The sequence below is a fragment of the Halopseudomonas sp. genome (genome assembly GCF_036960865.1).
Classification (GTDB): Bacteria; Pseudomonadota; Gammaproteobacteria; order Pseudomonadales; family Pseudomonadaceae; genus Halopseudomonas.
Window position 1 is genome coordinate 117,320 of the sequence record NZ_JBALWE010000009.1, and the last position, 24,772, is coordinate 142,091.

Here is a 24,772-nt window from a genome sequence, read left to right on the forward strand (position 1 = left end):
ACACAGAAACTGCGGGCAGTATGCCCATGCTACCAGCTGAAGACCACCCTTACCCGGCTGCCCGCCGCATCTACCTCAACCTCCTGCGCCAGAGCCGCGATCAAGGCCAGTCCGCGGCCAGCATAATCGGCTTCGGCACACGAAGGGTCAAAACCATTGCCACTGTCTTCACACTCGATATACAACAGCCCGCCCTCGGAGGTAGGCACGTGATTCAGCGTAAAACGTATCCACCCCTCGCTGAGCGTGCGCAGACGTTCGCCACGCTCTCGATAGTAAAGCGCAAAGCCATCCGAATCCCGCTTCCACGCAGAGTCGAGCTGCAGCAGCCCATGCTCCAGCGCATTGCTATACAACTCGCTGAGTACGGTGAATAGCGCTCCAGCCTGGGGACGCAGGCCGGGGATTTCGAGCAGGCGAGACAGCAGAAATGGCAACGGATTCTGTTGCCGAATCGACCCGGCGCGGTAAGTGTAAGCCAACCGCCAGTCCTGTGCGGGCGCGGACTGCGTCGGTGGATGTGCTACCACCGCGCGTTCAGTGACGGCAGGCATTACCACTTGCAACAGACTCACGTCGTCTTCGGGGCTTCCGTGAAATCGCTCCAATGCCTGAAGCAAGCCATCGAATACTTTGGCCGGATGCCCCAGGTAGGCATCCAGCACCTCGTGTACGCCCGATTCACCGAATAACTCCCCGGCCTGGTTACGACTTTCGATTACACCATCAGTCCAGCAAAGCAGCCGCTCGCCTGGGCGCATCACCAGCACCACCGGCTCGGCATTGAAACGTTCGCTGCGGGCAACCCCAAGCGGCAGATGCGTGGATGGCACCCGCTGCATCAACTCCGCCGAGCGCCCCAGAATCACCACCTCCGGCAGGCCACCGTTCCATATCTCAACCAGGCCCTTGTTCGGGTTGACCTCAATCAGCACCGCGCAGCAGAAAATGCCGACCGGTAGTATGGTCGCCAGCTTGTCATTCAGCTCGAGCAGGATATCCCGCAGCGTGAAGCCCTTGGCGGTCATCGCGTAGAAGACTTCAGCCAGCGGCATGGCGCCAATGGCAGCCGATAGACCATGGCCGGTAAAGTCACCCAGCAGCAGGTGCATTTCACCAGAGGGGCGGTTGGCAGCCAACAGAATGTCGCCGTTGAACATGGCATACGCTGACTGCAGATAGCGCAAACTGCTGTGACTGAGGGTGCCGGAGTGCGCCACGCGATCAAAGATGATCTTCGCCAGCTCCTGATCCTGCACCATGCTGGCATGTTGCGCGGCGATCACATCACGTTGCGACTGCAGCGTCTGATGCATCTCGCGCATGCGTCGAAAGGCGCGAATCTTGGCGTCCAGGATGACCGGGTTATAGGGTTTTGTCAGAAAATCGTCGCCGCCGGCTTCCAGGCACTGCACCAGCGCGTCGGTTTCAGTCAGGCTGGTGAGAAAGATGATTGGCACCAGATCTTCGCCCGCCTGCTGCTTTATCAGGCGGGCTGCCTCAAAACCATCCATGACGGGCATCAGGGCATCCAGCAGCACGATATCGGGCTGCATCGCACTGAACTGCTCTACCGCCAGACGGCCATTTTCAGCCAGATAGACCTGATGACCAAGACGCTCAACCAGACGCCCGAGAATCATACGGTCGGCAGGATTGTCATCGGCCACGAGCACGCTCAGACGGCTAGTGGCGTCTTGCACCTCGGCGCCGCCACCTGCTGATACACGCCGGCCGGCCATCTGAGGCTACTTGATGCTGAACAACTGTTCGAAGTTGGAAATACTTAATACTTTGCGGACATCGGGATTGCAATGAACGATGCTGACCTGCGCACTGTCTCCGCCAGCGTGGTCACGCAGCAGCAGCAACATGCCGAGCGCAGAACTGTCGATGTAATCAGTTTCATGCAGATCAACCACATAGCGTTGCGGAGTCAGACCGCTGCGCTCGTAAGCGTTGCGAAAGTCCTGGTGCGCGCCGAAATCGAAACGCCCTTTGACGCTGATGGTAAGTACTTGGCTGTCCGCCGATAAAGTTGCCTGAATCGACATGATTTCTCCCTGGCAAGTTTTGGGTGTTCCACTTCTTTTAGCACAGGGATGGGGGACTGTCAGGCATTATTTCCGCGTTGTGCGTGGGCTCGTTGAGACAACTCGTCGAGCAGTTTCTGCTCCTGACGGTCTGCTCTGGCCTGCGCTTCCTGGCGGTATTTTTCGATCAGTTTGCGCAGTGCCTCCAGACGCTGATAGCGCTGCCGCCAGTTCTCGCGTGCCTTGTCGATACTCTGGCTATTCCAACTCACCGTCTGGCGCTGTTGCTCCAGCGCAACCTCCATCTGCGCCATGAAACGCTGGTAGTTCATCAGCCACTCGCGGCCTACGCCCTGGCCGCCGCGCTGAGTCCAGCCTTTGGCGTATTCGCCGCAGTAGTACTCAAGGTCGCGCAATCGTGTCTGGGCTTCATCCAGTTGCTTCTGGCATTGCCCCAACACTGTAGCTGCCTTGCGCTCTTCCTCCAGCGCCATGTCCAGCACCGGGATCAAGCGACGAATGCGGCTTTCACTCATTATTGATGGTCTGTTCCAGCGCTGCCTGGCTATCGTTCAGGTTAACGCTGACGTGCAGCCCTTGGCGCAGAAAGGCCTGCATGGAAGGCATTTTCTCCATCGCCTTGTCAGTCAATGGGTCGGAACCGGCAGAATAGGCACCGACGCTGATCAGATCACGACTCTGCTGATAGCGGGCATAGAGTTGCTTGAATACCTGCGCCTTGTGCAGCTGTTCGGGCGAGACAATTTGTGGCATGGCCCGGCTGATCGAGGCCTCGATATCGATCGCGGGGTAATGCCCCTCCTCGGCCAGCCGGCGCGACAGCACCACGTGACCGTCGAGAATGGCGCGCGAGGCATCGGCGATCGGGTCCTGTTGATCGTCCCCCTCGGATAGAACGGTATAAAACGCGGTAATCGAGCCGCCGCCCTGCTCGGCGTTGCCGGCGCGCTCGACCAGTTGGGGCAGCTTGGCAAACACCGAGGGTGGATAGCCCTTGGTCGCCGGCGGCTCACCAATGGCCAATGCTATTTCCCTTTGCGCTTGGGCAAAACGCGTCAGCGAATCCATCAATAGCAGTACGTTCTTCCCCTGATCGCGGAAGTACTCCGCAATACGCGTGCAATACATGGCCGCGCGCAGGCGCATCAGGGGGGCGTCATCGGCTGGCGAGGCGACCACCACGGAGCGTGCCATGCCCTTTTCACCGAGGATCTGCTCAATGAACTCCTTCACCTCGCGACCCCGCTCACCCACCAGCCCAACGATGGTGATATCGGCGTCGGTAAAGCGCGTCATCATGCCCAGCAGCATACTCTTGCCTACACCGCTACCGGCGAACAGCCCAAGGCGTTGCCCACGGCCCACCGTCAGCAGGCTATTGATCGAGCGGATGCCCACATCCAACGGCTCTTCGATCGGATGACGCTTGAGTGGGTTGATGACCGGACCATTCAGATCAACCCAGTCATCGGCCTTGAAACTGCCTTTGCCATCCAGCGGCCGGCCAATGCCATCAACCACACGGCCCAGCATGGCGGAGCCCATGGGCAGCTTGCCACCGCCGCTGGAAGGTACCACCCGCGCACCCGGTTGCAGACCTTCGAGCCGATCTACCGGCATCAGATAGATTTTGTTGCCGGAAAAACCCATGACCTCGGCCTCAATACTGCTTTGGCCGCTTGGCGTATCACTGATGACCTGGCAACGACTGCCGACCGGTGCCTTACAGCCCTCGGCTTCCAGCGTCAGACCGACCATGCGAATCAGCCGCCCTTCCACAACCGGGTCTGCCGGCAGTTTTATAGCGCCCTGATAGCGCGACAGGCGGCGAGCAAAGCTGATACGCTCAAGGCTGCTCATGGTCAGGCTCATCCGAGGCGTCGGGCGTGATACTCAAATCGGCTGCGGGCGGATGCGCACGCTGCTCGCGCTGCTCTTCGTACAGCTGTGAAATGAGTTGCTGCAGGCGGGTCTCCAGGGTGGCGTCCACCTGGCTGTGTTCCGTTTCGACACGGCAACCGCCCGGCATCAGAGTATCGTCCTCCAGCAGGCGCCAAGTTTCTTCGTGGCGCTCGCGCAGCGCCTTGACGGCGTCAAAGTCAGCAGGATTGAGATAAATACGAATGTTGCCGGCACCCACTGGCAGGGCCTTGAGAGCGCCGCGCAGGACCTGCAGAACCTGGCTTTGATCGCTACGCATCTCGCGCTGCAATATCTCGCGCAACATGCCTTCAAGCAACGTCAGCAGCATATCCTCGATCTGATCATCCTGCGCCTGTAGCGGCGCCATGAGTTGATCCATCAAGGTTTCCAGTTCGACCAGACGGGCATCGAGCACAGCGCGCGCCTCCTGCTGCCCCTTGAGTTGGCCCGCATGGAAGCCGTCCTTCTCACCGGTGGCAAAACCGTCGTTGTAGGCGTCTTGCCGAATCTGCTCCAACTCCTCAACAGTGAAAGGCTTGACCTCTTCCAGCTCCTCCTCTTCCAGCGGTTGCTCTTCCGGCTCGGGCTCTGGCTCTGGCTGCTCGCGTTCAAGCGCAACCTGGTGCGGGGCGCTGTCGAAGCTGGGCAGGTCCCAGCGGCTGAATGCTTCCACCTGACCAGCGCGCAGCAACTCGGATTCAGACTTGTTTGAAGACATGCGCTACTACCCTGCAGCTGGTTGAATGACGGCGTCAGAATAACACCTTGCCCGACGGCGGCACCGACGGGTTAGATCATTTCCTCGCCACCCTTGCCACCCAGCACGATTTCGCCAGCATCGGCCATACGTCGGGCAATGGTAAGAATTTCTTTCTGCGCGGCTTCCACCTCGCTGATACGCACCGGTCCCTTGGCTTCCAGGTCGTCCTGCAGCAGTTCGGAGGCACGCTTGGACATATTGCGAAAAATCTTTTCCTTGATGTCTTCGTCGGCGCCCTTGAGCGCGACAATCAACACTTCGGAGGAGACCTCGCGCAACAGCGCCTGGATACCGCGATCGTCGACTTCAGACAGGTTGTCGAAGACAAACATGAGATCTTCGATCTTCGAAGACAGGTCTTCGTCCATTTCGCGAATGGCTTCGATCAACTGCGACTCGGTACTCGACTCGAGGAAGTTCATGATGTCGGCGGTACGCTTGATCCCGCCCATATTGGCCCGGGTAGTGTTCGAGTTGCCGGCAAACTGCTTCTCAAGAATCTCGTTCAGCTCCTTCAGCGCTGAAGGCTGAACGGTGTTCAACGAGGCCACGCGCAGCAAGACGTCCAAACGCACCTTATGGTCGAAATAACCCACCACCTCTGCGGCCATATCAGGATCGAGGTAGGCCACCACAATCGCCTGAATCTGCGGGTGCTCGTAACGAATGACATCGGCCACGGCGCGTGGCTCCATCCATTTCAGGCTGTCCAGCCCGGACGTGCTGCCGCCAAGCAGAATACGGTCAACGAGGCTGTTGGCCTTATCCTCGCCCAATGCCTGCGTCAGCATGGTCCGAATATAGCCGTCAGCGCCAACGCCCAGACCGGTCTGATCGCCGACCACTTCAATGAAGTCGCCCATGACCTCCTGCACCTGCTCACGGTGAACGGTGCGCAGTCCGGCCATGGCGCTACCGACGCGCTGCACCTCCTTGGGCCCCATGTGCTTGAGGATGGCCGCGGCATCAGATTCGCCCAGACTGAGCAAAAAGATCGCCGCCTTATCCAGCCGTGACAATTTTTGCGGGCGCTTGCTGGCATCTTCACTCATCGGCGTTAATCCACTCTTTGACTACCTGTGCCACGCGGCCTGGATCTTCCGCCAACAGGCCCTTGATGGCATTCAATTGCTGTTCATAACCGGCGCCCGGTGGCGGCAGCAACACAGGCGCTGAAGCCGGGCCGGAAAGGCTCACCTGATCCGGGCTCAGATCATCATCCAGCCCGCCACCTGCGCCACCCTGCATGGAGGCCGGGTAGCCACCATCGCCGCTGCTACGATTGGCGACCGTCAGATTCTTCAGCGCCGGGCGCAGCACCGCAAACACCAGAATCAGTACAAAAAGAATCCCCAGAATCTGCTTGGCCACATCCCAGAACCAGGGCTGTTCCCAGAAGGGAATGTCTGGCAGTGGCTCAGCCGCCGCTTGTGCTACGAAAGCGCTGTTGATGACGCTGACACTGTCACCACGACTGGCATCATAACCCACGGCATCCTGCACCAAGCGAGTCAGGCGGGCAATCTCTGCCTCACCCAACGGAGTGCGGGTTACCTCACCGGTTTCCGCATTGACCTCGGAAGGATCATCCACCACGACGGCGACGGAAAGCCGACGCAACCGACCTTGCTGTTGACGGGTATGACTGATCTGGCGATCCAGTTCATAGTTTCGGGTCGCCTGCTCACGGGTATCCTTTGGCACTACAGCAACAGCGGGTTCGCCGGTTACCGGATCAATCGCCTGCTCCGGCGCCTGACCAGCACCCGGCGGCTGATTGGACAAGGCGCCGGGAATACCGACCGGACCGCTGGCACCGCTGCGCTGCTCACTGACCACCTGCTCACTGCGCAGTGCCGATTCAGGACTGTACATCTCGGCGGTAGATTCGACCGCGCTGAAATCCACGTCCGCCGACACTTCCGCTTTGTAACGGCCTTCGCCAAGGACCGGCTGCAGGATGTTGTGTACGCGACGCGTATAGGTATCTTCCACGCGACGGGTGTAATCGAATTGCCGTCCGGCAACCGTCAGCTCATTCAGCTCGTTCTGGTTGGACAGCAGGTTGCCATTCTGGTCCACCACAGTGACATCGTCCTTGCCGAGCTCAGGCACGCTGGTGGCCACCAGATTGACGATAGCCATTACCTGAGCGGGTTCTAGCCGACGACCGGCGTACATCTCCAGCAGAACCGATGCACTGGGCTTGCGCTCATCGCGCACAAATACGGTGGAACGCGGAATCGCAATGTGCACCCGCGCATTCTTGACGTTATAAAGGCTGGAAATGGTCCGCGCCATTTCGCCTTCCAGGCCGCGGCGGTAACGCGTGGTTTCCATGAACTGGCTGGTGCCCAGCCCCTGCTCACGATCGAGAATCTCAAAGCCGAGGTTGCCGTCCGTCGGCGCAATACCAGCGCTGGCCAAGCGCATGCGCGCATCGGCCAAGTCCTCAGTGCGAACCAGCAAAGCTCCGCTGTTGGGCTCGACTTTGTAGTCGATACGGCTCTGCTGCAACATGTCTACGACCTGCGCGGCATCGTAGCCTTCCATGCTGTTGTACAGGGGGCGGTATTCGGCTTCCTGCGACCAGAGCACAACCGCAAAGCCAATGGCCACACTGGCAGCCAACCCCACCAGCAGGCCGAACTGCCGCAGCATGGGCAGTTGCGCCAGATTGTCCAGAAAGGTCAATCCCATCAGCGGCTTGCGATCAGCCTCCAATTGACTCTGGGTAGCGGGTGTATTGGCGGATTCCATGGGGCTTTCCTCAAGCATTCAGCAGCAATAAATACAAGCTAGATGGGCATCTTCATGATGTCTTCATAGGCGCTCACCATCTTGTTGCGTACTTGGGTGATGGCCTGAAAGGCAACTGACGATTTCTGGGAGGCAATCATCACTTCCGTGAGGTCGATACCCTGATCACCACGCTCGTAGCCCGTCTGCAGATTACTGGTTGTCTTCTGCAGCTCGTTCACACGATCCACGGCTTGCTTCAGCATATCGTCGAACGCAGGCGCGTTAACGTTCTTTTCAACTGGCGCCGCAGGCTGCGGTTTGCCCATGGCTTCCATTTGCATGGTGCGCATCTGCAACATCAAACGATTGAATTCAACACCTTGGGTCATACCTGCCTCCACGCCGTAAATTTTTTGACGGCTACTGTCGCTTTACAGGTACTTCAGCAAAATCGGTGCCAACCTGCCGAGCAGGCCCGGTGAATATCGAGGAAAACAGGGGTGGGGGATCTGACGCAGCACTGAGTCGAGCAAAGGCTGGAGTTGAGCAGCACACTCCGCCCCTGTCTCAAACGAGGACAGGGGCAAAGCATTATGTTGGCGGAGGGTGTGGAGTGGTCAAAGCAGTGATGAATACCAGAATGCCTTTGCCCTATAAGGCCACTCAACCGTGGCCGCAATGCCAAGGCGCGCGCGCACTCAAACCCCGGCAAACAAACTCGCTTCCACGTCCAAGCCGGCATCACGCATCTGCGCCAGCTTGTAGCGCAAGGTACGCGGGCTGATCCCCAGGCGATCGGCTGCCTCCTTGCGTTTGCCGTGCTCGGACCGCAGAACGTCAATAATCATCTGATACTCGCGCTGCTTGACGCCGGCTCCCAGGCCACCGGCATTGGCGTGCTGAACGGCCGCAGGAGCTGGCTCGGCAACCGTCACGCTGGCAGCCGGTCGAACAGCACTGGCGGTAACCGCTGCGCCCGGCGCTACCGACAAACACAGATCGTGTGGCAAGATCATGCCGCCTTGCTGCAATACCAGGGCGCGCTGCACCGCGTTGTCCAGCTCCCGCACATTGCCCGGCCAGGCGTGTGCTTGCAGCGCCTGAACCGCTTCGCCGGAAAAACGGATATTGTTCATGTTCATCTTGCGGCTGTGCTTGGCCAACAAGCGCTCGGCAATGGGCAGGATGTCATTGGGACGTTCACGTAGCGCCTGCCACTGTAGCGGGAACACCCCCAAACGGTAGTAAAGGTCTTCGCGGAAACGCCCGGCGACCACCTCTGCGGGCAGGTCGCGGTTGGTGGTGGCGATCACCCGGATATCCAGCTGAATCAGCTTGCGGCCGCCCACGCGCTCCACCTCGCGCTCCTGCAGCACGCGCAACAGCTTGGCCTGCAAACTTAGCGGCATTTCGGAAATCTCATCCAACAACAAGGTCCCGCCGTTGGCCTGCTCAAATTTACCCGCCTGCGCGGCCACCGCGCCGGTGAAGGCACCTTTTTCGTGACCGAACAGCGTCGCCTCCAGCATGTTCTCCGGAATGGCGGCACAGTTGATGGCAATAAAAGGCTGCGTGGCGCGCGGCGAATTCTGGTGAATATAGCGCGCAAGCACCTCTTTACCGGTACCTGACTCGCCCGAGACCAGTACCGTCGAATCGCTGGCGGCGACGCGACGCGCCAGGTCCAGCAGTTGCAGACTGGCCGGCTCTACCGCCACCGGGCCTTCCCCCGGCATGGCCTGCAATTTACCTTGCGCATGCTGCGCCACCAGATCCAACAGCGCCTTGGGAGCAAACGGTTTGACCAGATAGTCCACGGCACCATCGCGCATTGCTGTGACCGCCTGCTGCACGGTGCCATAGGCCGTCATCAGCAGGACCGGCAGATGCGGGTACTGGATACGCAGCGTGCGCAACAAAGCGTGGCCATCCATGCCGGGCATATTGACGTCACTGATCACCATGCTGACGCTTTCCTGACTCAGTAAGCCGAGTGCGGTCTCCGCATCCGCGGCCTGCACGTAATCGTAACCTCCCAACATCAGGGTATCGGCCAGCGCCTCGCGCAACGACTGATCGTCTTCAACCAGCAAAACCCGTGTAGCTTGCGTATTCATACCGCCTCCCACTCCTCGACCGGCATGGCTCTAACCGGCAAGATGACTTCGGCACAGGTACCCCAGCCCGCCTTGCTGCGCAACGCAAACTGACCACCGTGGGCCTGCACTACCGATTTAACTACCGCGACACCCAGCCCGGTGCCCTGGGCGCGGGTAGTGTGGAACGGCTCACCGATACGTGTCAGTTGCTCGGCCGACATACCGCTGCCGTTATCCACCACGCTAATGCTCAACTGACCTTCAATCAGCCGCATGCAGACCTTCAGATTCGGTTGGGGCGCGCCAGCCTGCAATGCATTATCAATCAGGTTGATCACTGCGCCGGCCAGAGTGTCGCGATTACAGCGCAGCATCACGTCTGCGGGCAACAGGGACTCCCAGCGGCACTGACCGCCTTTCTCGTCAATCAGGCTGTCGGCATGGCTCTGTAGCCACTCAAAGAAAATCGACGCGGGTAGGCGATCTTCGATCGGCAGGTCGCCCTTGGCGAACTGCAACATGTCCCGAATCTGGTGTTCAATGCTATGCAGACGTCCCTGCAGGCGATCAGCGAAGCGTACCCGGTGTACCGGTGCCAGCGCCTCGTCATTGAGGTGCTCGGCATAAAGCAGGGCGGCAGACAGCGGTGTACGAATCTGATGGGCCAGCGAGGCGACCATGCGGCCCAACGCGGACAGCCGCTCATTGCGCGCCAGTTGGCTTTGCAGCTCCCGGGTTTCGGTCAGATCGTTGAGCAAAATCAATTGACCCGGCTCGCCCACCAATGACCGGGTTGCCAGTGAAACGCGCCGTCCACTGCGCAGAGACACCTCATGATAATCGTCTTCACGCGGTGCAAAACGGTCGCGAATCAGGTCTCGCCAGAGTTCGCCTTCGAGGGGCTCACCCAGCAACTCTCTGGCCGCCGGGTTGGCTTCACGCACCACACCACGGCCATCCAACAGCACCACACCACCAGGCAAGAGGTCCAGTACATTCTGCAAGCGGCCAGCCAGACGAGCCTTCTCGGCCAACTCATGAACCCGCTGCGCCTCTGCCTCAGCCAACTGCCGCTTAAGCATGGACACCTGCTGCTCCAGCAGCGCATGCGACTGCGCGAGCTGATCCGACACATCACTGAAGCGCGCGTACGCCTGCGCCAGCGGCTCAGCCTGAGCAGCTGCATCGGCTGGCGTTGCAGTCGGTGAAATGGGTTTTACGGATACGGCCATCGGGATTCCCCTGGGTACTGAAGCTAATCGTCAGGGGAATTAAAGCAAAGGCTATGCCATAAGAAACAAACCCTTATTAAACATAGCCTTGCACTGAAAAAAGAAAATCTGCGTCAGTCTTCTGACACGTCGGAACCACGATTGAGACCGTATTTACGCATTTTCTCAACCAGAGTGGTACGGCGGATTTTGAGGCGTTCGGCCGCGCGTGCGACCACACCATTGGACTCATCCAGCGCTTGCTGAATCAGGGTTTGCTCAAGGCCGGCGAGGTACTCTTTGAGGTCCAATCCTTCAGGCGGAAGAAACGCCGGACTGTCGAGACCAACCAGACCACTGAAGGCCTCACCGCGCTCGTCCTCCTCTTCACGCAGTTGGCGCAGGTCATCCTGATCATCTTCCACATAACGAAACTTGCGCGGCAGCTCGCCTACGCCGATAACGCCGTGCGGATGCATGATCGCCATGCGCTCGACCAGATTGGCCAGCTCACGCACATTACCCGGCCACTCGTGCTGACACAGAGACATGATCGCTGAGGTGCTGAAACGAATGGACCCGCGCTTTTCCTTCTCCATGCGCGTGATCAGCTCGTTGAGCAGCAGTGGCAGGTCCTCAATACGCTCGCGCATCGCAGGCATATCGATGGGAAAGACATTCAGTCGGTAGAACAGATCCTCGCGGAAACCACCCTGCTCAATCATCTGCTCAAGATTTTTATGGGTCGCAGCAATCACCCGAACATCCGCTGACTGCACCTTGTTGCTACCAACCCGCTCGAACGTCCGCTCCTGCAACACGCGCAGCAACTTGACCTGCATGGGTAGCGGCATGTCGCCAATTTCGTCGAGAAACAGCGTGCCACCCTGAGCCAACTCAAAGCGCCCGGCGCGGCTGGTAATCGCGCCGGTAAAAGCACCCTTCTCGTGGCCAAACAGCTCACTCTCAAGTAATTCGGCCGGAATGGCGCCGCAATTGACCGGCACAAAAGGCGCGTCTTTGCGGCGAGAGTGATAATGCAGGTTACGCGCAACCACTTCTTTACCAGTACCGGACTCGCCGAGAATAAGAACTGTAGCCTCGGTGTCGGCCACCTGCTGCATCATCTGGCGGACCGATTGAATGGAGCGACTGGTGCCCACCAGGCTGCGGAACAGATTGGGTTCGCGCTGACGCTGGCGGTTAGTGTTTTCTTCGAACACTTCGCGGTAGACCTGCGCACGGTGCAGCGCGTCGAGCAGGTGGTTGTAACTCAGCGGAGGTTCGAGCACAGCCAGCAAACGCTGCTTGAGGTGATCCGGCCAGCGGCTGGACTGCTCCGGGTCAAGCAGAATGACCGGCAGGTTCTCGTCCCACTTGTCCAGTTGGCCCAGCAACGCAGGCAGCCCCTGCTCATGCTCACAGCGCCCGAGAATGACACACTTGACCGCACCAGGAGACGTCACCTGCTCGGAGGCAGCTGTCAGCCAGTTCTGTGAATCGCTGATAATCGCTTCTTCCCCCAAGAAACCGAGGATGACAGCCAGGTCGTGGCGGTTTTGCGCAGAGTCGTCGATCGACAAAATATGACTGTTGGGCAGCATAGGCAGGGGAGCTTTCCTGTTGGCTCGCTGGGCTGGTCGCGGCGCAATGATGGCGCCGCGCCATACCCTGTTATCTTGGGCTTAAATGTAGTCAGAAATGGCGCCTGAGTCAAATAGTTGGCGCAGTAAAGTTGGCTGTTTTTCGAGAGTCAAAAGCTCCGCGATCAACCGCCCTTCAGGAAAACATCTGATAGACCTTGGCGCTCTGACGGCTTTTCTGCAGCCCTTGTAGCTCTTCCGCCAGCTTGCCCTGCACTGCCTGACACAGGGCAACCACCTCACGATAGGTACCACTGAGACTTTCCAGCACCTCGGCGATCTGCTGATCGTCGCGCTGTGGGTCTTCCATCGCCTGCTTAACCTGCAGACGGCATAACTTGTCCAGCTTACCCACTTGCTGCCAGTCACCCGCCTGTACAGCGGCAATCAGACACTCGTGGGTGTTTTGAATCAGCTCAACGGCATTGGCCATCGGAATACTCCTCAAGATTGGCGAATGCCGTCCCAGCCGGCTTTCACTTCACGCAGCAATTCGGTTACTTCATCCAGCAGCTCAGCATCGTTACGCAGATTTGCCTCACTGAGGCGCTGCTGCATGAAAGCATATAACCTCTCGAGATTACCTGCCACCTCGCCACCCTGCTGGTGATCCAGAGACTCGCGCAGGCCGCCAATGATCGCCACCGCTTTGCCGATCTGCTCGCCTTTCAGCGCCAGGTTACCATGTTGCATAGCGCCCTTAGCTTGGGCAATACGCTGCAAGCCACCTTCCATCAGCATCTGGATCAGACGATGCGGATCCGCCTCACTGACCTGTGCATTGACGTTGACGGTCTGGTACTGCTTCATCGCGGCATAAGCATTCATGGGGCATATCCTGAAGATAGGTGGCACATGATGCTTATATCGGCAGCGCAGTGAAAACTTGAGGCCGTTTAGCAAAAACAAGTATGAAAACAAAAAATGAAAAAGCCCACCTGCGTTAAAGCGAGTGGGCTGGTTCGCAATGCCTTGAGGCGTTAAGCGCTCCGCGGTCAGGCAGGCTCGATGGCGTCCCAGGCTTCCTTTATCTCGCCCAGCAGTTGCTGCACTTCATCCAATGAGCGCGGCGTATCATCCAGCGCTACGCCAGCCAGCTTGCGTGTCATGTAGTCATACAAAGCATCCAGATTCTCGGCAATTTCACCGCCCAGATCCTTGTCCAGTGACGTCTGCAGCGCACCAATGATGCTGATGGTGCTGCTGACGGCTACGCCACGGCGCTCCGGATTCCCGGTAATGAGTGCATGCCGGGCCAGCTTTACCCGCTCGATAGCACCATCCAGCAACAGCTGAACCGCGCGATACTGGGATACTTCCTGGGACACATTGACCTGCTTGTAGGTATCGATCGGGTTAGCCATTTATGATTCCTTTTTAACGACGCCAGGCAGGTTCGCCAACTGGCCGGTAAGATAGTCACTGGTGCTGGAAAGCCCGGCCACCAGCGTGTCCATTGCGTTGAATTGCGCCAAAAGCCGCGCTTCCAGCTTTTCCAGACGCAAGTTCAGCGTCTCACGCTGCTCGTCAATATCGGACAGCCTGTTCTGTAGCGACGTGGTACGCCCGTCAAGGATGCCACCGCTCTTGGTATAAGGCTCGATTGTCGCATCCAGCTTACCGATCAAGCCGTTATCACCAGCAAGAAAGTCGCTCAGCGCTTCGTAGTTGTTTTCAAGCGCGTCATCCAACTTGTCGCTGTCAATGGCCAAAGTACCATCACGCTGGGTGGTAATACCCAAATCAGCCAGGATGCGAATATCGCCGCTGCCGCTTGATCCGAGTACGCCACGGACAGACGACATCAGCGAGCGCACAGAAGAGTCTCCCACCAGCGCTCCCGTAAGTGGCTCACCGTCATCGCCCCCAACGGGGGTGACCGCGGTTAGCGTGCCGATGGACTTCATCATTGCGTTATAACCATCTACGAAAGACTGCAGCGACGCTCTTACGCCAGCTTTATCTTCCGCGACACGAAGACTTATGCTGGTGCCCGCATCGATAACTTCCTGCGACTGAGCCGCCTTAAGCGTAATGGTCACTCCATCAATGGCGTCTGAAATAGTATTACTGCTACTGGAAATAGCGAGCCCGTCAATTGCCAGATTGGCATCGCGAGCGTAGGAAATCACCCGCGGCTCGCGCGGATTATCGGGGTCTGCTGGCGTTGCAGCAAAGTCAGTAGTTGCCGGCGGTGTATAAGCGAGGTCCGCCAGATTGCCCGTATCACTACCATCGGTTGTGACGCTGACGCTGATGTCGTTGCCAGTACCCGCCTTGGTGGAGCTCAAAACCAACCGCGAGCCACCCGCACCGCTCGGATCCGTCACGACAGTGGCACTGATACCGCTGTCCTTGCCCGCTGCATTGATTGCATCGCGAATCCCGGAAAGGCTGCTATTAGCATCAGTGACGTCAATGTCCAGCGTGGTATCGCCCGCCGTGATGGTCATGGTCCCGGTGCCTACCGCATCGGTGGCAGTATCCTGCCCGCGCAGCGCAATCTTGCTGGTCTGCGCCAGATTGAACACCTGGACATCATAACTGCCAGTGGTCGCAGTGCTGTCAGCGGTCACACTGAAATTGGTAGGACTGCCAGAGGTCGCAGTGCGCTTCTGATAAATCTCGGCACTGTTGAGCTTGTCCAGCACGGACTGGAAGGTAGAGAGCGCGCTTCGAAAGGTGCCAAGACCGGTGAATTTGGCCGTGGTGGCGCTTTCCAGCCGAGTCAGCTGTGCGGCTTTAGGGGCACCGTCAGCGTTAACCAGAGCGCCCACAATTTCAGTAATGTTGAGTCCTGAACCTATACCGGTGATAGCCATATACTGTACCTCGCGACCGTTTTTTGACGGAGCGCCTACCGAAGAGAGTGTCCCGGTCTTTCAGGCAAGTAACGTGCCAGCGAAACCGGCGAGCAGAGGCTCAGGCCTCCGCCTCAAACAATACGCTACGGATTTCCGACAAGTTCTCGGCCAATCGAAGCGCTTCTTCCGAGGGTATTTGGCGGATCACATCGCCACTGGTTGCCTCGGTTACATTAATCACCACTCGGCCACTGTCATCATCAAGATTGAAATTGATGTCTCTGCGTACCGACTGGACAAAATTTTGAATATCAGAAACCGCCGCCTGCAGTTGGTCACGCTCAACTTCAGGACTTTGCTCAACCGCTTCACGAGTCTGAACTGCGACCGGAGCTGGTTCTGATTTTGCCTGTGCAGCATCCATCTGCCTTACTGCCTGGCCTTTGCCGGCACCCGCCTCCACCGCAACAGCGCTGGACGCAGAGCGGGTTACTTCAAACGGTTTGATAACACCCATATCCATGGTGCTTACCTCGCAACGGACAAAGCGGAGGGAAGGTTACCCTTCCCCCCGCATATTACCCCTGATCCAGACTTAGCCCAAGAGGCTGAGTACGGCCTGAGGCAGCTGGTTGGCCTGGGCCAGGATCGCAGTGCCTGCCTGTTGCAGGATCTGGTTCTTGGTCAGGTTTGCAGTCTCAGCAGCGTAGTCGGTGTCTTGAATCCGGCCGCGAGCTGCAGAGGCGTTCTCAGCCACGTTCTGCAGGTTGCTGATGGTCGAATCAAAGCGGTTCTGAGCAGCACCCAGTGCAGCACGCTGACTGTCAATCGACTCCAGTGCGGCGTCAATGATGTAAACCGCTTTCTGAGCACCTTCGGCAGAAGTGATATCGATATCGCGAACTTCAGCGTCGGTTGCTGCGACAGCTGCCAGAGTGACTGCGGTACCGCCTGCCTCTGCTGCAGTCTGTGCGGCTGCAGCTGTAGCGCCAGAGGCGAAGGCAATCGACAGCTCACCATCGTCAGTACCCAGATCAGCATTGGTGACAACGTTGATTGAGCCATCGTCAGCGATGAAGGCACCTACACCGATGTTCGCATCGTTAATCGCGGTTGCCAGGTTCTGAACCTGCTCGGTCACGGTAGCGCCAGAAGCGAAATCAGAGCTAATGGTGAAGACGCGGTCGGTACCGTCTGCACTACCAGCAGCGATAGTGAAAGACACTGCCATTGAGCCAGAAGCTGCAGCAGTCGCGCCAGCCACGTCCGCAGTCGCAATGCTGCCGCTGCTGATAGCATCGCTACGCAGGGACTTGGTGCTGGTTTCGTCAAGCTTCAAGCTGATCGCTTCGTTGGCGGCACTGCCCACCTGGAAGGTTTCAGTACCGAAGCTACCGTCAAACAACTTCTTGCCACCGAAGGCAGTAGTGTTGGAGATACGATCCAGCTCTTTCTTGAGCTCGTTGACTTCTGAGTTCAGGGCGTCACGCTCTGAATCACCGTTGGAACCGTTGGCAGCCTGCAGTGACAGATCACGCATACGCTGCAGAATGGTGGTGGACTCTTGCAGAGCGCCTTCAGCAGTCTGTGCGATGGAGATACCGTTGTTGGCGTTCTTGGTGGCGACACCCAGACCGTTGATCTGGCTGGTCAGACGGTTGGAAATCTGCAGGCCAGCTGCATCGTCTTTGGCGCTGTTAATCTGAGAACCCGAAGACAGGCGCTCCAGAGAAGTGGCCAGCGAGTTGGATGAAGAACCCAGGTTACGCTGGGCGTTCAGAGAAGCTACGTTTGTGTTGACTGTAAGGGCCATGGTATTGCCTCCAAAGGACCTGAATAATGTTTGCCTGAGCTTGCGACTCGTGGGCCGGACCTGCCCAGGCACCCATTGAGTTCGCATTCAGTTACTGTATCGACGCTTTGCCAGGAAGCTTTAGGGTGAATTTCGCATTTTCTTGCTAATTTCATCCTGACGGCTAAGGCACCGCTGGCAAACACGCCAGCCATGACTCTTTATCGACCAGCCACGCTATTCCTTTAGTTGCCGTTCATCGCCTTGGTCAACGGTTAAGGCAGCCATGCTCTACGCCAGCTCTCAATACCTGTGTCAGCGAGCATCCAATCATTTTTCACTACATGGTAAAGCTCACGCCCTTGGGCAGCAGAGGCGGCTGGGTCTGCCAAGTGCGCGCGTACTGCTTCTACCCAGTCACGATAACGGTTCTTGACCCGCGTCACGGGCAGCGCGCCTGCGTAGCAGCGCACATCGGAACAAACCACCGGATAAGCGCAGGCACCGTACTCCAGCAAACGCAAATTACTTTTACATTCGTTGAACAAATTCTCTTCAACCGGAGCGAGTGCTAAATCGAGATTTAGCGATGCCAGTTTTCGAGGGTATTGTTCAATACTGACGCCCTCATGAAACTCGTGTACGTACGGGCGTAGCTTCTCAGGGCACATCCCAAGGAACACCCATTCGACCTCATCAGCCAGATCCTTCACCAAATCAAAAATCAGCTCAAGATCTCCAGTGTGGCTGGCACCTCCTGCCCACCCCACTCTTGGCTTGGTCGAGGCATCGCGAACCGACAGCGGCAGGTTTGTCCACCAAAGTGGATCAAGGCGGTTCTGTACCACTTGGATGTCGTCATGAAAGCCAGTAAATGCCTCAGCCAACGCATCGGTGGACACGACAAAGCGATCAACAAAGGACAACCCGCGCTTCAGTGATTTGACGATATCTTTGGGCATCGCATGACGGTGTGCATTTTTCATTGGCAAGTTGGGCAGATAGTCATCCAGCTCATAGACTTTAAACGCACTGGAGAAGGCCTTCATACGACGCATGGCTTCCAGCCGGTCATCACCTATCTGCCGCTGCAGCACCACGACATCCGGCGCATAGCGCTCAAGATCGGTAACATGCATCAAACCTTGGGATAGAGCGCCATCCACCAACCCCGCACCCAGCAGCGCGTTGAATGGTTGAATAACGCGATAGTGTCCACAACCAAACAAATCGGCCGGATGGGCCAGTACGACCGGCTGAGGACGCCACACTTCAAGAGGACGCCAGGAAATCTGCGGGGCCGCCAGTTTGAAGCCGCCAGGCTTGGCCAACGAAAAATTGGGATTGTATGCAGGATCACGTGCCAGCCGAGCCAGCCAACGTGCGTATAACCTGTCTTCCGTCTCTACAGACATAGTGGGCTTTGGCGCACTGTGGAGTAGTGTCGCCCTAGGGGTCCAGACAATCATGTACCCGCCATCCGTGACACGCAAGCACAGGTCCAAAGCGGCGCCCTGATCGGCAAAGGTCGCCGCATCCATGCCGCCAAGGTCAATGTAAAGCGACTTTCTGATCAGCAAGCAATTGCCGGAAACAGCGCTGACGTTTCGATCAACCTGGAGCCGCTGCATATAGCCCGGCGCACCCAGGGACTCGCCAAGAAAGACCTCGCCTGCTGGCCCCTCAAGGCCAAGCACCTGCCCAGCATGGGTAATCTTGCCATCAGCATTAACGGTGCACGCGCCCACTATGCCCACTTCGGGTCGCTGCGCATGATTCATCAGCTCGTCCAGCCAGCTGTCGTTGATCACCGCCACATCGGGAGCCAGCAAAAACAAATAGTCACCGCTCGCGTTAAGCGCCGCTTGATTATTCGCATCACTTTGGCTCAAGCGCTCGCCCGAACGCAGCACCTTGACCAAAGCGGTACCCATCTGCTCCAGCGCATTCAGCCATTCAAGCGTCGCCGCCTCGCGGCTAGCGTTATCGATCAGCAAAATCTCATAGCGCTCGTATGCTGTGTTTTCGAGCACGCTCATCACACAGCGCTGGGCGGCGGCAAGTTCATCGCTAACCAGCACCACAATGGAAACCAGGGGTCTGTCTGCGTGACCGTAGTCAATCTGATACTGGCCGGGAAGGACGCTGTCTACCGACGCCTCCGGGTATCCTCTGCCCGCCAGATGCGTTTTGATCACCCAGCGCTCAAGCTCAGAGTCGCGTAGCACCAACGCCTGGCTCAATACCAAGGGCTCTGGAACATGCCCCAAACCGGTCAGGCCATGTTGATTTACCAAGCGCAGTATCAGGTCGAGCTCCATAGCCTCACCGGTCTGCGCGTCGAAACCGCCCAGGCTTAGCAAGTTCTCACGATTAAATAGCCAATGCCGGGACATGCCCTGCGGGAAGCTCAGCAGATAATCCAGATTGAAGTCCGGGCGCAACGCCAAACCATAATCGCTGGCATCCTGACGGTATAAGCCATCCGCGTAGATAGCTCGGCAATCAGGATTCGCCTGCAGCTCAAGCGACACCATTTGTAAACCGCTGGACGCGAACTCATCGCCCGCTTTTAACAACATGACCCAATCAGCCGAAACCGAGGTCAGTACACTGTTCAGTTCAGTCACCCAGGCCCGCTCATCAACCTGGTGCCACGGCCCTTTGTACCCGTTCGGCGCAGAAGCCGCACTCAACACCAGAGAAGAGATATTCGACAGCGGTTTTTCAAGCTGCAACGAATCCAGGCTGCTGGTTACCGCCGGCAGATCACTTTCAAGATCAACAATGACGACCATCAGTTGCGCTGCCACCGACTCTTGCTGATGGACATAAGCATTCACCAGACGCTGTTGCACCGGTGTCAGCTTGCGAGCAGCCAGCCAGGTACGTACTGGCGTCGGATCGCCCTTGGCGACAACACCCAGAGATTGGAGCTGAACAGAGCGACCTTGGCGCACACGCTCGCTGCCAAGGTCGGAGTGGCGCCGATACATTTCCTGGTAAAGTGCGGCAAACTTCTCCCGCTCACGTCCCAGCATGTGATCGTCTTCACTTCCGTCACCCTCGCGGGTACGTACTTGCGCGGTGACTTGAGGAACATGCAGTAACGGGCGCAGCGCCGCCAGACGCAACAACATGTCCCAGTCTTCAAATGCGGTTAACCCGGTATCGAACTCGCCCGCATCCTGAATCAGCTCACGCGGATGGGCCCAGGTGTTGACCGGGATATAGTTATGAATAAAGAGCCGCTCTTTATCAAACCGTTCATGCCTGAACGGCTCGGAGCGCTTGAGCACCCTGCGCTCCGAGTCTTTGACTTCTTCGGTAACGTATTCCACACCAGTGTAAATGACAGCGCCAGGCTGGGTTTCAAACGCCTTTGCCAGTACTGCCAGATGGTCTGGCAAATACATATCATCGTCATCCAGGTAGCAGACGTATCGCCCCCTAGCCAACGCCAACCCTGTGTTGCGCGCCGCAGACAAGCCTTGATTGCGGCCTTTATATACGTAGGTCAGCGGGAAGCTGAATTCATCCAGCGCTGCTTCGACCCGGTCGCCGTGGTCGTTGACCAGAATGACCTCAAAATCTTTTAGACTCTGTGCCGCCAGGCTTCGCAGCGCGTCCAATAGCATCGCTGGTCGGTTATAGGTGGTGAGAATGACGGAGAACAGAACCTCGTCATCACAGGCGGCAAGCGCTTCTAGCTGCTTGCACAGCTCAGCAACTCGCAACCCCAACGCCGAAGACTGCTCAGCCGGATACAGAGCGAGGCGCCGACGCAGGTGCGCAGCAACGCCAAGTTCACGGCCTCGCAGCTTACTTTCTGCCGCACGCTCAAAAACTCCCTCAACCAAACGTATATGGTCAGCCAGCGGCGCATTGGATGAGTAAAATTCCGTCGAGAGCTGTGCGGAGTGCGCTCGATAAGTGACTCCCGGCTCGCTCAGAAAGATAAAATCGGGATGCTTCTCTGCCACCTGCAACATTGAAAGCCAGTCACCCGCCCCATTAAGCGCAGGGTCCCTGCGCCACACCTGCAGGAAAGGCTCGCGCTGGATCAGCGCAGCAGACGGGGGAATGTAGTTGTCGTGAATCAACAACTCCGCGACTTCGTTGCGACCGCCGACATAATCCTGCTTTTGGTAGCCGGGATGCCTGGGCATCTTGAGCACTTCCCCCTGCTCATTCACCCAGCGGATTGCCGTATAACCGACCACCACATCAGGGTTTTCCAGCAGCCGGGGCAGTAGGCCAGACAAGTAGCCTGGATTGTAATAATCGTCGGCCATCAGAATCGACAAGTACTGACCCTGAGCTATCTGAATACCGTTAAGGACGTTGTAGCTCGGCCCCACGTTGCGCGAATTTCTGATATAGCGCACACGCGACTCTTTCGAAAACGCGCGCAATACCTCAGCGGTGTGGTCGGTAGAGGCGTTATCGAGCACCAGTATCTCGATATCTGCATAGCCCTGATCCAAAACCGACGATATGGTTTGCTTCAGGAACCGACCATAGTTATAGGCAGGAATAATGACGCTGAGCAACGGTCTGGTGTTACGAACTAAGGCGGCGTCACCAGCAATGGCTGCCGTTAGCGCTGTAATCCAGCAGTCACTTGAATAGGGATAGCTGTCCTTGCTTGTTAGAAAGGCATGCAGCTTCTCAGCGCTGGCCTGAACGCGGGCGTTGCAGTAATCCTGCAGCGTGGGCTGCCCATCAAGGTCATGCGCAGCAATATAGCTACCCTGCGGGAGCCAATCCGGTACCGACCAGTTGCCGAGGTGCACCGGCACGCGCCCAGACTCCAAACAGGCACACCATTGCTGCGGGAGCAAACCTGGCAATTCAGGAGCATCATCACAGAGCAACCATTCCTGTCGACTAACAGGAGTTGCCGGGACCGTCAGAGGCTGGTTCAGCGAGACCAGTTGGCCATCGGTAAATGGCTCACCGAGGGGCAGAAAGATACGTGAGAACGAGGCCTCGTGGTCGGCAGCCAAGCGTGCCTGGCTGCCGCGCAACAGCAAATAGCGACGAATCTCGGAACTCACGCCGCTTAGAAGTTGCCCGGGTTTGTCGTTCAGCAGCAATAACAGAGCGTCGTGATCAACATGCTCGCCGTCTAAAATTGGCTCGAAGATCAACCCATTGGCATCGGCGTAAGCTTTGAGCTGTTGCCAAGGCAACTGATCTATGAAGTCATGCCAGGCTGCGTCGCTGAGAACAAAAGGCCGAGCCGGATCATCGCCGCTAACGCCAGCTATCCCGATTCGCCACGGCTTGTCGAGACATCGACCTCCGGCCATCAAATCACGCTCCGTCATGCCTACGCTCCTTCTTTTGTTTACTGGAAAGACAATCCTGCTAGTGACTTCGCCACAAGCCGAACGCCTTCAACCAATACCCGTCTATACCGCTCGAACAAACGCGCCATAACGGCAGCTTGCTCACGAGAGCGCATGAAAAGTCAGCAGGTCGTGGAACAAGCAGCCATGTTCGACTCCTGCTTCGCGCAGGTGTGTCTCCGCATATTCACGCCCTGCATAAGTAGAGATAAAAACGTATACGCCTTCACGCCTCAGCCTATCCAATGCATCCGAGCGCACTATCGGCACAGCACAGAAACGATCTGCCTGCAGATACTCATCAACGACCGCCACCAACTCGCTGCCTGGCCGCAGTTCGGCGAGCGCGCGACTCAGACGCACACCATGGGTATTGGCTCCCCAAAAAGCGAAGCGCAAAGGTTCTCTGCCCGGAGGTACCAGTTGCTCCAGTGCCTGCGTCATCATGTGGTTGTACTGGCTAGGCTCGCGGCTTTCGTAGAATGCACTGATCTCGGCCCACGGCGCCCAGCGCTCACGCGCTCGCGCGACCTGTTTGGCAGCGGCGTCCAATATCATCCGTTTGGTCTCCTCCAGATCTGGTGCGTCTGGATTCCAGTCAATCTGGGCATAGCTTTCACGCGTGTGAATCTTCACATAACGGTCAAGCCAAGCGAATCGGTCGCTGATATTGTGAGCCACAACGACCGTCGGAATCCCCATCGCGATACAAGGCGCAGCGCAATGCAGACGACTGGTCACGACAAGAGCGCCCTCGTCGGCATAGCGCTTACACAGCTCACGCGCCAGGGCGTCCAGACGATCAGCCTCTTGCTGATCGGAGGGAATGCGTTCGTACGGATATACGTGTGTCAGATGCTCCGCGTTGTCGAGAAGCTCTTGCGGCATATGCTCCAGCACTTCCTCAGGCACATCCACAAGAAACACCTTACCTTTTGCCGGGGCGCGCTCGCGGCGAGGAAAAGTGATGGTCAGGCAGCCGGAAAGGAAAGCCGCCACGCCGCGCGAGCGGAACATCTGCATGACCCGTTCGTCTCGAGCCCCTATGGGCTCGTAGCGGCGAAAATGATCCAGATCTGCCGGGTCATCAACATCGCTTGAGAGGCCAAAACTGAAATACACCGGAATGATGTAAGGCGATAGCGGCAAAGGGCTTTGCGCGTTACCCAAAGTGAAGTACCCACACATCGGCATGAGAATGTAGCCGTGACGCCCGTCGTACTCCTGAAATTCGTATCGGTTAAGCCGCACGATCTGGTCGGGGGCAATACCCATGAAAGCATACAGATGCTCGACGGCATGGGTCTGGATATCGTCGCCAAGGTTACTTCGGCTGCCGGCCGTGAGGTGTCCAAACGTCATAACATTGGTAATAAGACCATATTTCATGGCCGTCGGCACAGCCAGTGTGCGAGCCTTCATCGGATGGGCGCTTCCCATTGAGAAATAACCTTGGCGTGTTTATGCGGATGCATGAAAACGTAGTTGGTTTGCACTGTCTCTTCTGTCACACAGGGGCAAGCTTCCAGCAGCCCGTCTTCGCGAAAAACCCACGCGTGGTAACCGTACTTTTTCAGCAAGACAAACACATCATTGGGGTGGTAGCCGAACACCTTCGACCACTTTCGAAGCAGTTCCATCAAAATGATCGGAGTGCTTTGCAACGCCTTTTCTGCGCCTTGGACTACCATCAGTTCAGCGCCCTCCACATCGATCTTCAGCAAAGACGGGATTATATTCTGAGCAGCGCAAAACGCATCGATGGTGGTGGTTTTACATACTACGTTTTGGATTGACGTTCTGCCTCTATCTTGACCGGTCAGCTTCAGAGAAGTAGCGCCAGAAACATCAGGAGCAAAAAGAAAAGTGAACTCCCCCTCCTCATTGGAGACGCCCTTATTAACGACTTGGATATTATCTAGAGCATTCAGGTGAATGTTCCGCTCCAAAGCTTCTACAGTCGACGGAATAGGCTCGAAGGCAAAAACCTGTGATGCAGGGCAATTTCGAGCCAGCACCAACGAGTACCAACCCAAGTTTGCGCCAACATCTAGAAATACACCTCCATCGCAGAATACTGACTTAAGAAAAACAGTTTCAGCGGCTTCGTAATTGCCAAAATCTAACAAGGTGTATGGGGTAGCATGCAGATCTACTTGATCTAATGACAGCACGACATCATGAGCCTTGGACCTTAAAGCCACACCTGAGGCATTGATGCAAATTTCCGCCACATCCGTGCCTGTAATGAAATCAGCGTACTCGAAAAGCCGTGAATGCTGTTCGTTGATGTAATCCACATACTCATATTTTTCGATTTCGCCGATTTCATACTTCTCTCTGGCCCTGACGAGGGGGCTATGATGAGCCTTTTCCATTTGCGCCTCCTG

Annotated in this window: 20 protein-coding genes; all 20 read right to left on the reverse strand. The window is 57.3% G+C overall.

What is annotated here, in order from left to right; translation table 11 throughout:
- Window positions 1–29: 29 nt before the first annotated feature.
- The 20 genes from V7747_RS13990 to V7747_RS14085 all read right to left on the reverse strand — a co-directional run bounded on the left by V7747_RS13990 (window position 30) and on the right by V7747_RS14085 (window position 24,760).
- Entirely contained in the window at window positions 30–1,742 is a 1,713-nt protein-coding gene (locus V7747_RS13990; RefSeq protein ID WP_335616634.1) for an ATP-binding SpoIIE family protein phosphatase, read from the reverse strand.
- A gap of 6 nt (window positions 1,743–1,748) precedes the next feature.
- Window positions 1,749–2,054: an STAS domain-containing protein gene (locus V7747_RS13995; RefSeq protein ID WP_092284990.1), complete on the reverse strand. Its 306-nt coding sequence runs from the start codon at window positions 2,052–2,054 to the stop codon at window positions 1,749–1,751.
- Between the two features lie 59 nt (window positions 2,055–2,113).
- A complete protein-coding gene (gene fliJ, locus V7747_RS14000; RefSeq protein WP_092284992.1) occupies window positions 2,114–2,569 on the reverse strand; it encodes a flagellar export protein FliJ in 456 nt (151 codons plus the stop codon).
- A complete protein-coding gene (gene fliI, locus V7747_RS14005) occupies window positions 2,562–3,914 on the reverse strand; it encodes a flagellar protein export ATPase FliI (protein WP_335616635.1) in 1,353 nt (450 codons plus the stop codon). Before fliI ends, fliJ begins: the two co-directional genes overlap by 8 nt.
- Window positions 3,901–4,695, reverse strand: coding sequence for a flagellar assembly protein FliH (fliH, locus tag V7747_RS14010; protein WP_335616636.1), 795 nt, complete (start codon window positions 4,693–4,695; stop codon window positions 3,901–3,903). Before fliH ends, fliI begins: the two co-directional genes overlap by 14 nt.
- 71 nt (window positions 4,696–4,766) lie before the next feature.
- Entirely contained in the window at window positions 4,767–5,789 is a 1,023-nt protein-coding gene (fliG, locus tag V7747_RS14015) for a flagellar motor switch protein FliG (protein WP_335616637.1), read from the reverse strand.
- Window positions 5,782–7,497 (reverse strand): flagellar basal-body MS-ring/collar protein FliF, encoded by a 1,716-nt coding sequence (gene fliF / locus V7747_RS14020; RefSeq protein ID WP_335616638.1) that lies wholly within the window; start codon window positions 7,495–7,497, stop codon window positions 5,782–5,784. Before fliF ends, fliG begins: the two co-directional genes overlap by 8 nt.
- A gap of 38 nt (window positions 7,498–7,535) precedes the next feature.
- The gene (gene fliE / locus V7747_RS14025; RefSeq protein ID WP_335616639.1) at window positions 7,536–7,868 is read right to left on the reverse strand and encodes a flagellar hook-basal body complex protein FliE; all 333 of its coding nucleotides are present in this window, start codon (window positions 7,866–7,868) and stop codon (window positions 7,536–7,538) included.
- 309 nt (window positions 7,869–8,177) lie between these two features.
- A complete protein-coding gene (locus V7747_RS14030) occupies window positions 8,178–9,596 on the reverse strand; it encodes a sigma-54-dependent transcriptional regulator (protein ID WP_335616640.1) in 1,419 nt (472 codons plus the stop codon).
- Window positions 9,593–10,810, reverse strand: a complete 1,218-nt coding sequence (locus V7747_RS14035) for a sensor histidine kinase (protein ID WP_335616641.1) — start codon at window positions 10,808–10,810, stop codon at window positions 9,593–9,595. Before V7747_RS14035 ends, V7747_RS14030 begins: the two co-directional genes overlap by 4 nt.
- 113 nt (window positions 10,811–10,923) lie before the next feature.
- The gene (locus V7747_RS14040; RefSeq protein ID WP_335616642.1) at window positions 10,924–12,393 is read right to left on the reverse strand and encodes a sigma-54 dependent transcriptional regulator; all 1,470 of its coding nucleotides are present in this window, start codon (window positions 12,391–12,393) and stop codon (window positions 10,924–10,926) included.
- 175 nt (window positions 12,394–12,568) lie between these two features.
- Window positions 12,569–12,865 (reverse strand): flagellar protein FliT, encoded by a 297-nt coding sequence (locus tag V7747_RS14045; RefSeq protein WP_335616643.1) that lies wholly within the window; start codon window positions 12,863–12,865, stop codon window positions 12,569–12,571.
- An 11-nt stretch (window positions 12,866–12,876) separates the two neighbouring features.
- Window positions 12,877–13,260 (reverse strand): flagellar export chaperone FliS, encoded by a 384-nt coding sequence (fliS, locus tag V7747_RS14050; protein ID WP_335616644.1) that lies wholly within the window; start codon window positions 13,258–13,260, stop codon window positions 12,877–12,879.
- 167 nt (window positions 13,261–13,427) lie between these two features.
- Entirely contained in the window at window positions 13,428–13,796 is a 369-nt protein-coding gene (gene fliS, locus V7747_RS14055; RefSeq protein WP_335616645.1) for a flagellar export chaperone FliS, read from the reverse strand.
- On the reverse strand, window positions 13,797–15,254 hold the full coding sequence (gene fliD, locus V7747_RS14060; RefSeq protein WP_335616646.1) for a flagellar filament capping protein FliD: 1,458 nt from the start codon (window positions 15,252–15,254) through the stop codon (window positions 13,797–13,799).
- A gap of 100 nt (window positions 15,255–15,354) precedes the next feature.
- Complete coding sequence (locus V7747_RS14065) at window positions 15,355–15,759, reverse strand: flagellar protein FlaG (protein ID WP_335616647.1); 405 nt, start codon at window positions 15,757–15,759, stop codon at window positions 15,355–15,357.
- A 72-nt stretch (window positions 15,760–15,831) separates the two neighbouring features.
- Window positions 15,832–17,049, reverse strand: a complete 1,218-nt coding sequence (locus tag V7747_RS14070) for a flagellin (protein ID WP_335616648.1) — start codon at window positions 17,047–17,049, stop codon at window positions 15,832–15,834.
- Window positions 17,050–17,303: 254 nt separating this feature from the next.
- The gene (locus V7747_RS14075; RefSeq protein ID WP_335616649.1) at window positions 17,304–22,361 is read right to left on the reverse strand and encodes a glycosyltransferase; all 5,058 of its coding nucleotides are present in this window, start codon (window positions 22,359–22,361) and stop codon (window positions 17,304–17,306) included.
- Between the two features lie 123 nt (window positions 22,362–22,484).
- Window positions 22,485–23,822, reverse strand: coding sequence for a polysaccharide pyruvyl transferase family protein (locus V7747_RS14080; RefSeq protein ID WP_335616650.1), 1,338 nt, complete (start codon window positions 23,820–23,822; stop codon window positions 22,485–22,487).
- On the reverse strand, window positions 23,801–24,760 hold the full coding sequence (locus V7747_RS14085) for an FkbM family methyltransferase (RefSeq protein ID WP_335616651.1): 960 nt from the start codon (window positions 24,758–24,760) through the stop codon (window positions 23,801–23,803). Before V7747_RS14085 ends, V7747_RS14080 begins: the two co-directional genes overlap by 22 nt.
- Between the last annotated feature and the right edge of the window lie 12 nt (window positions 24,761–24,772).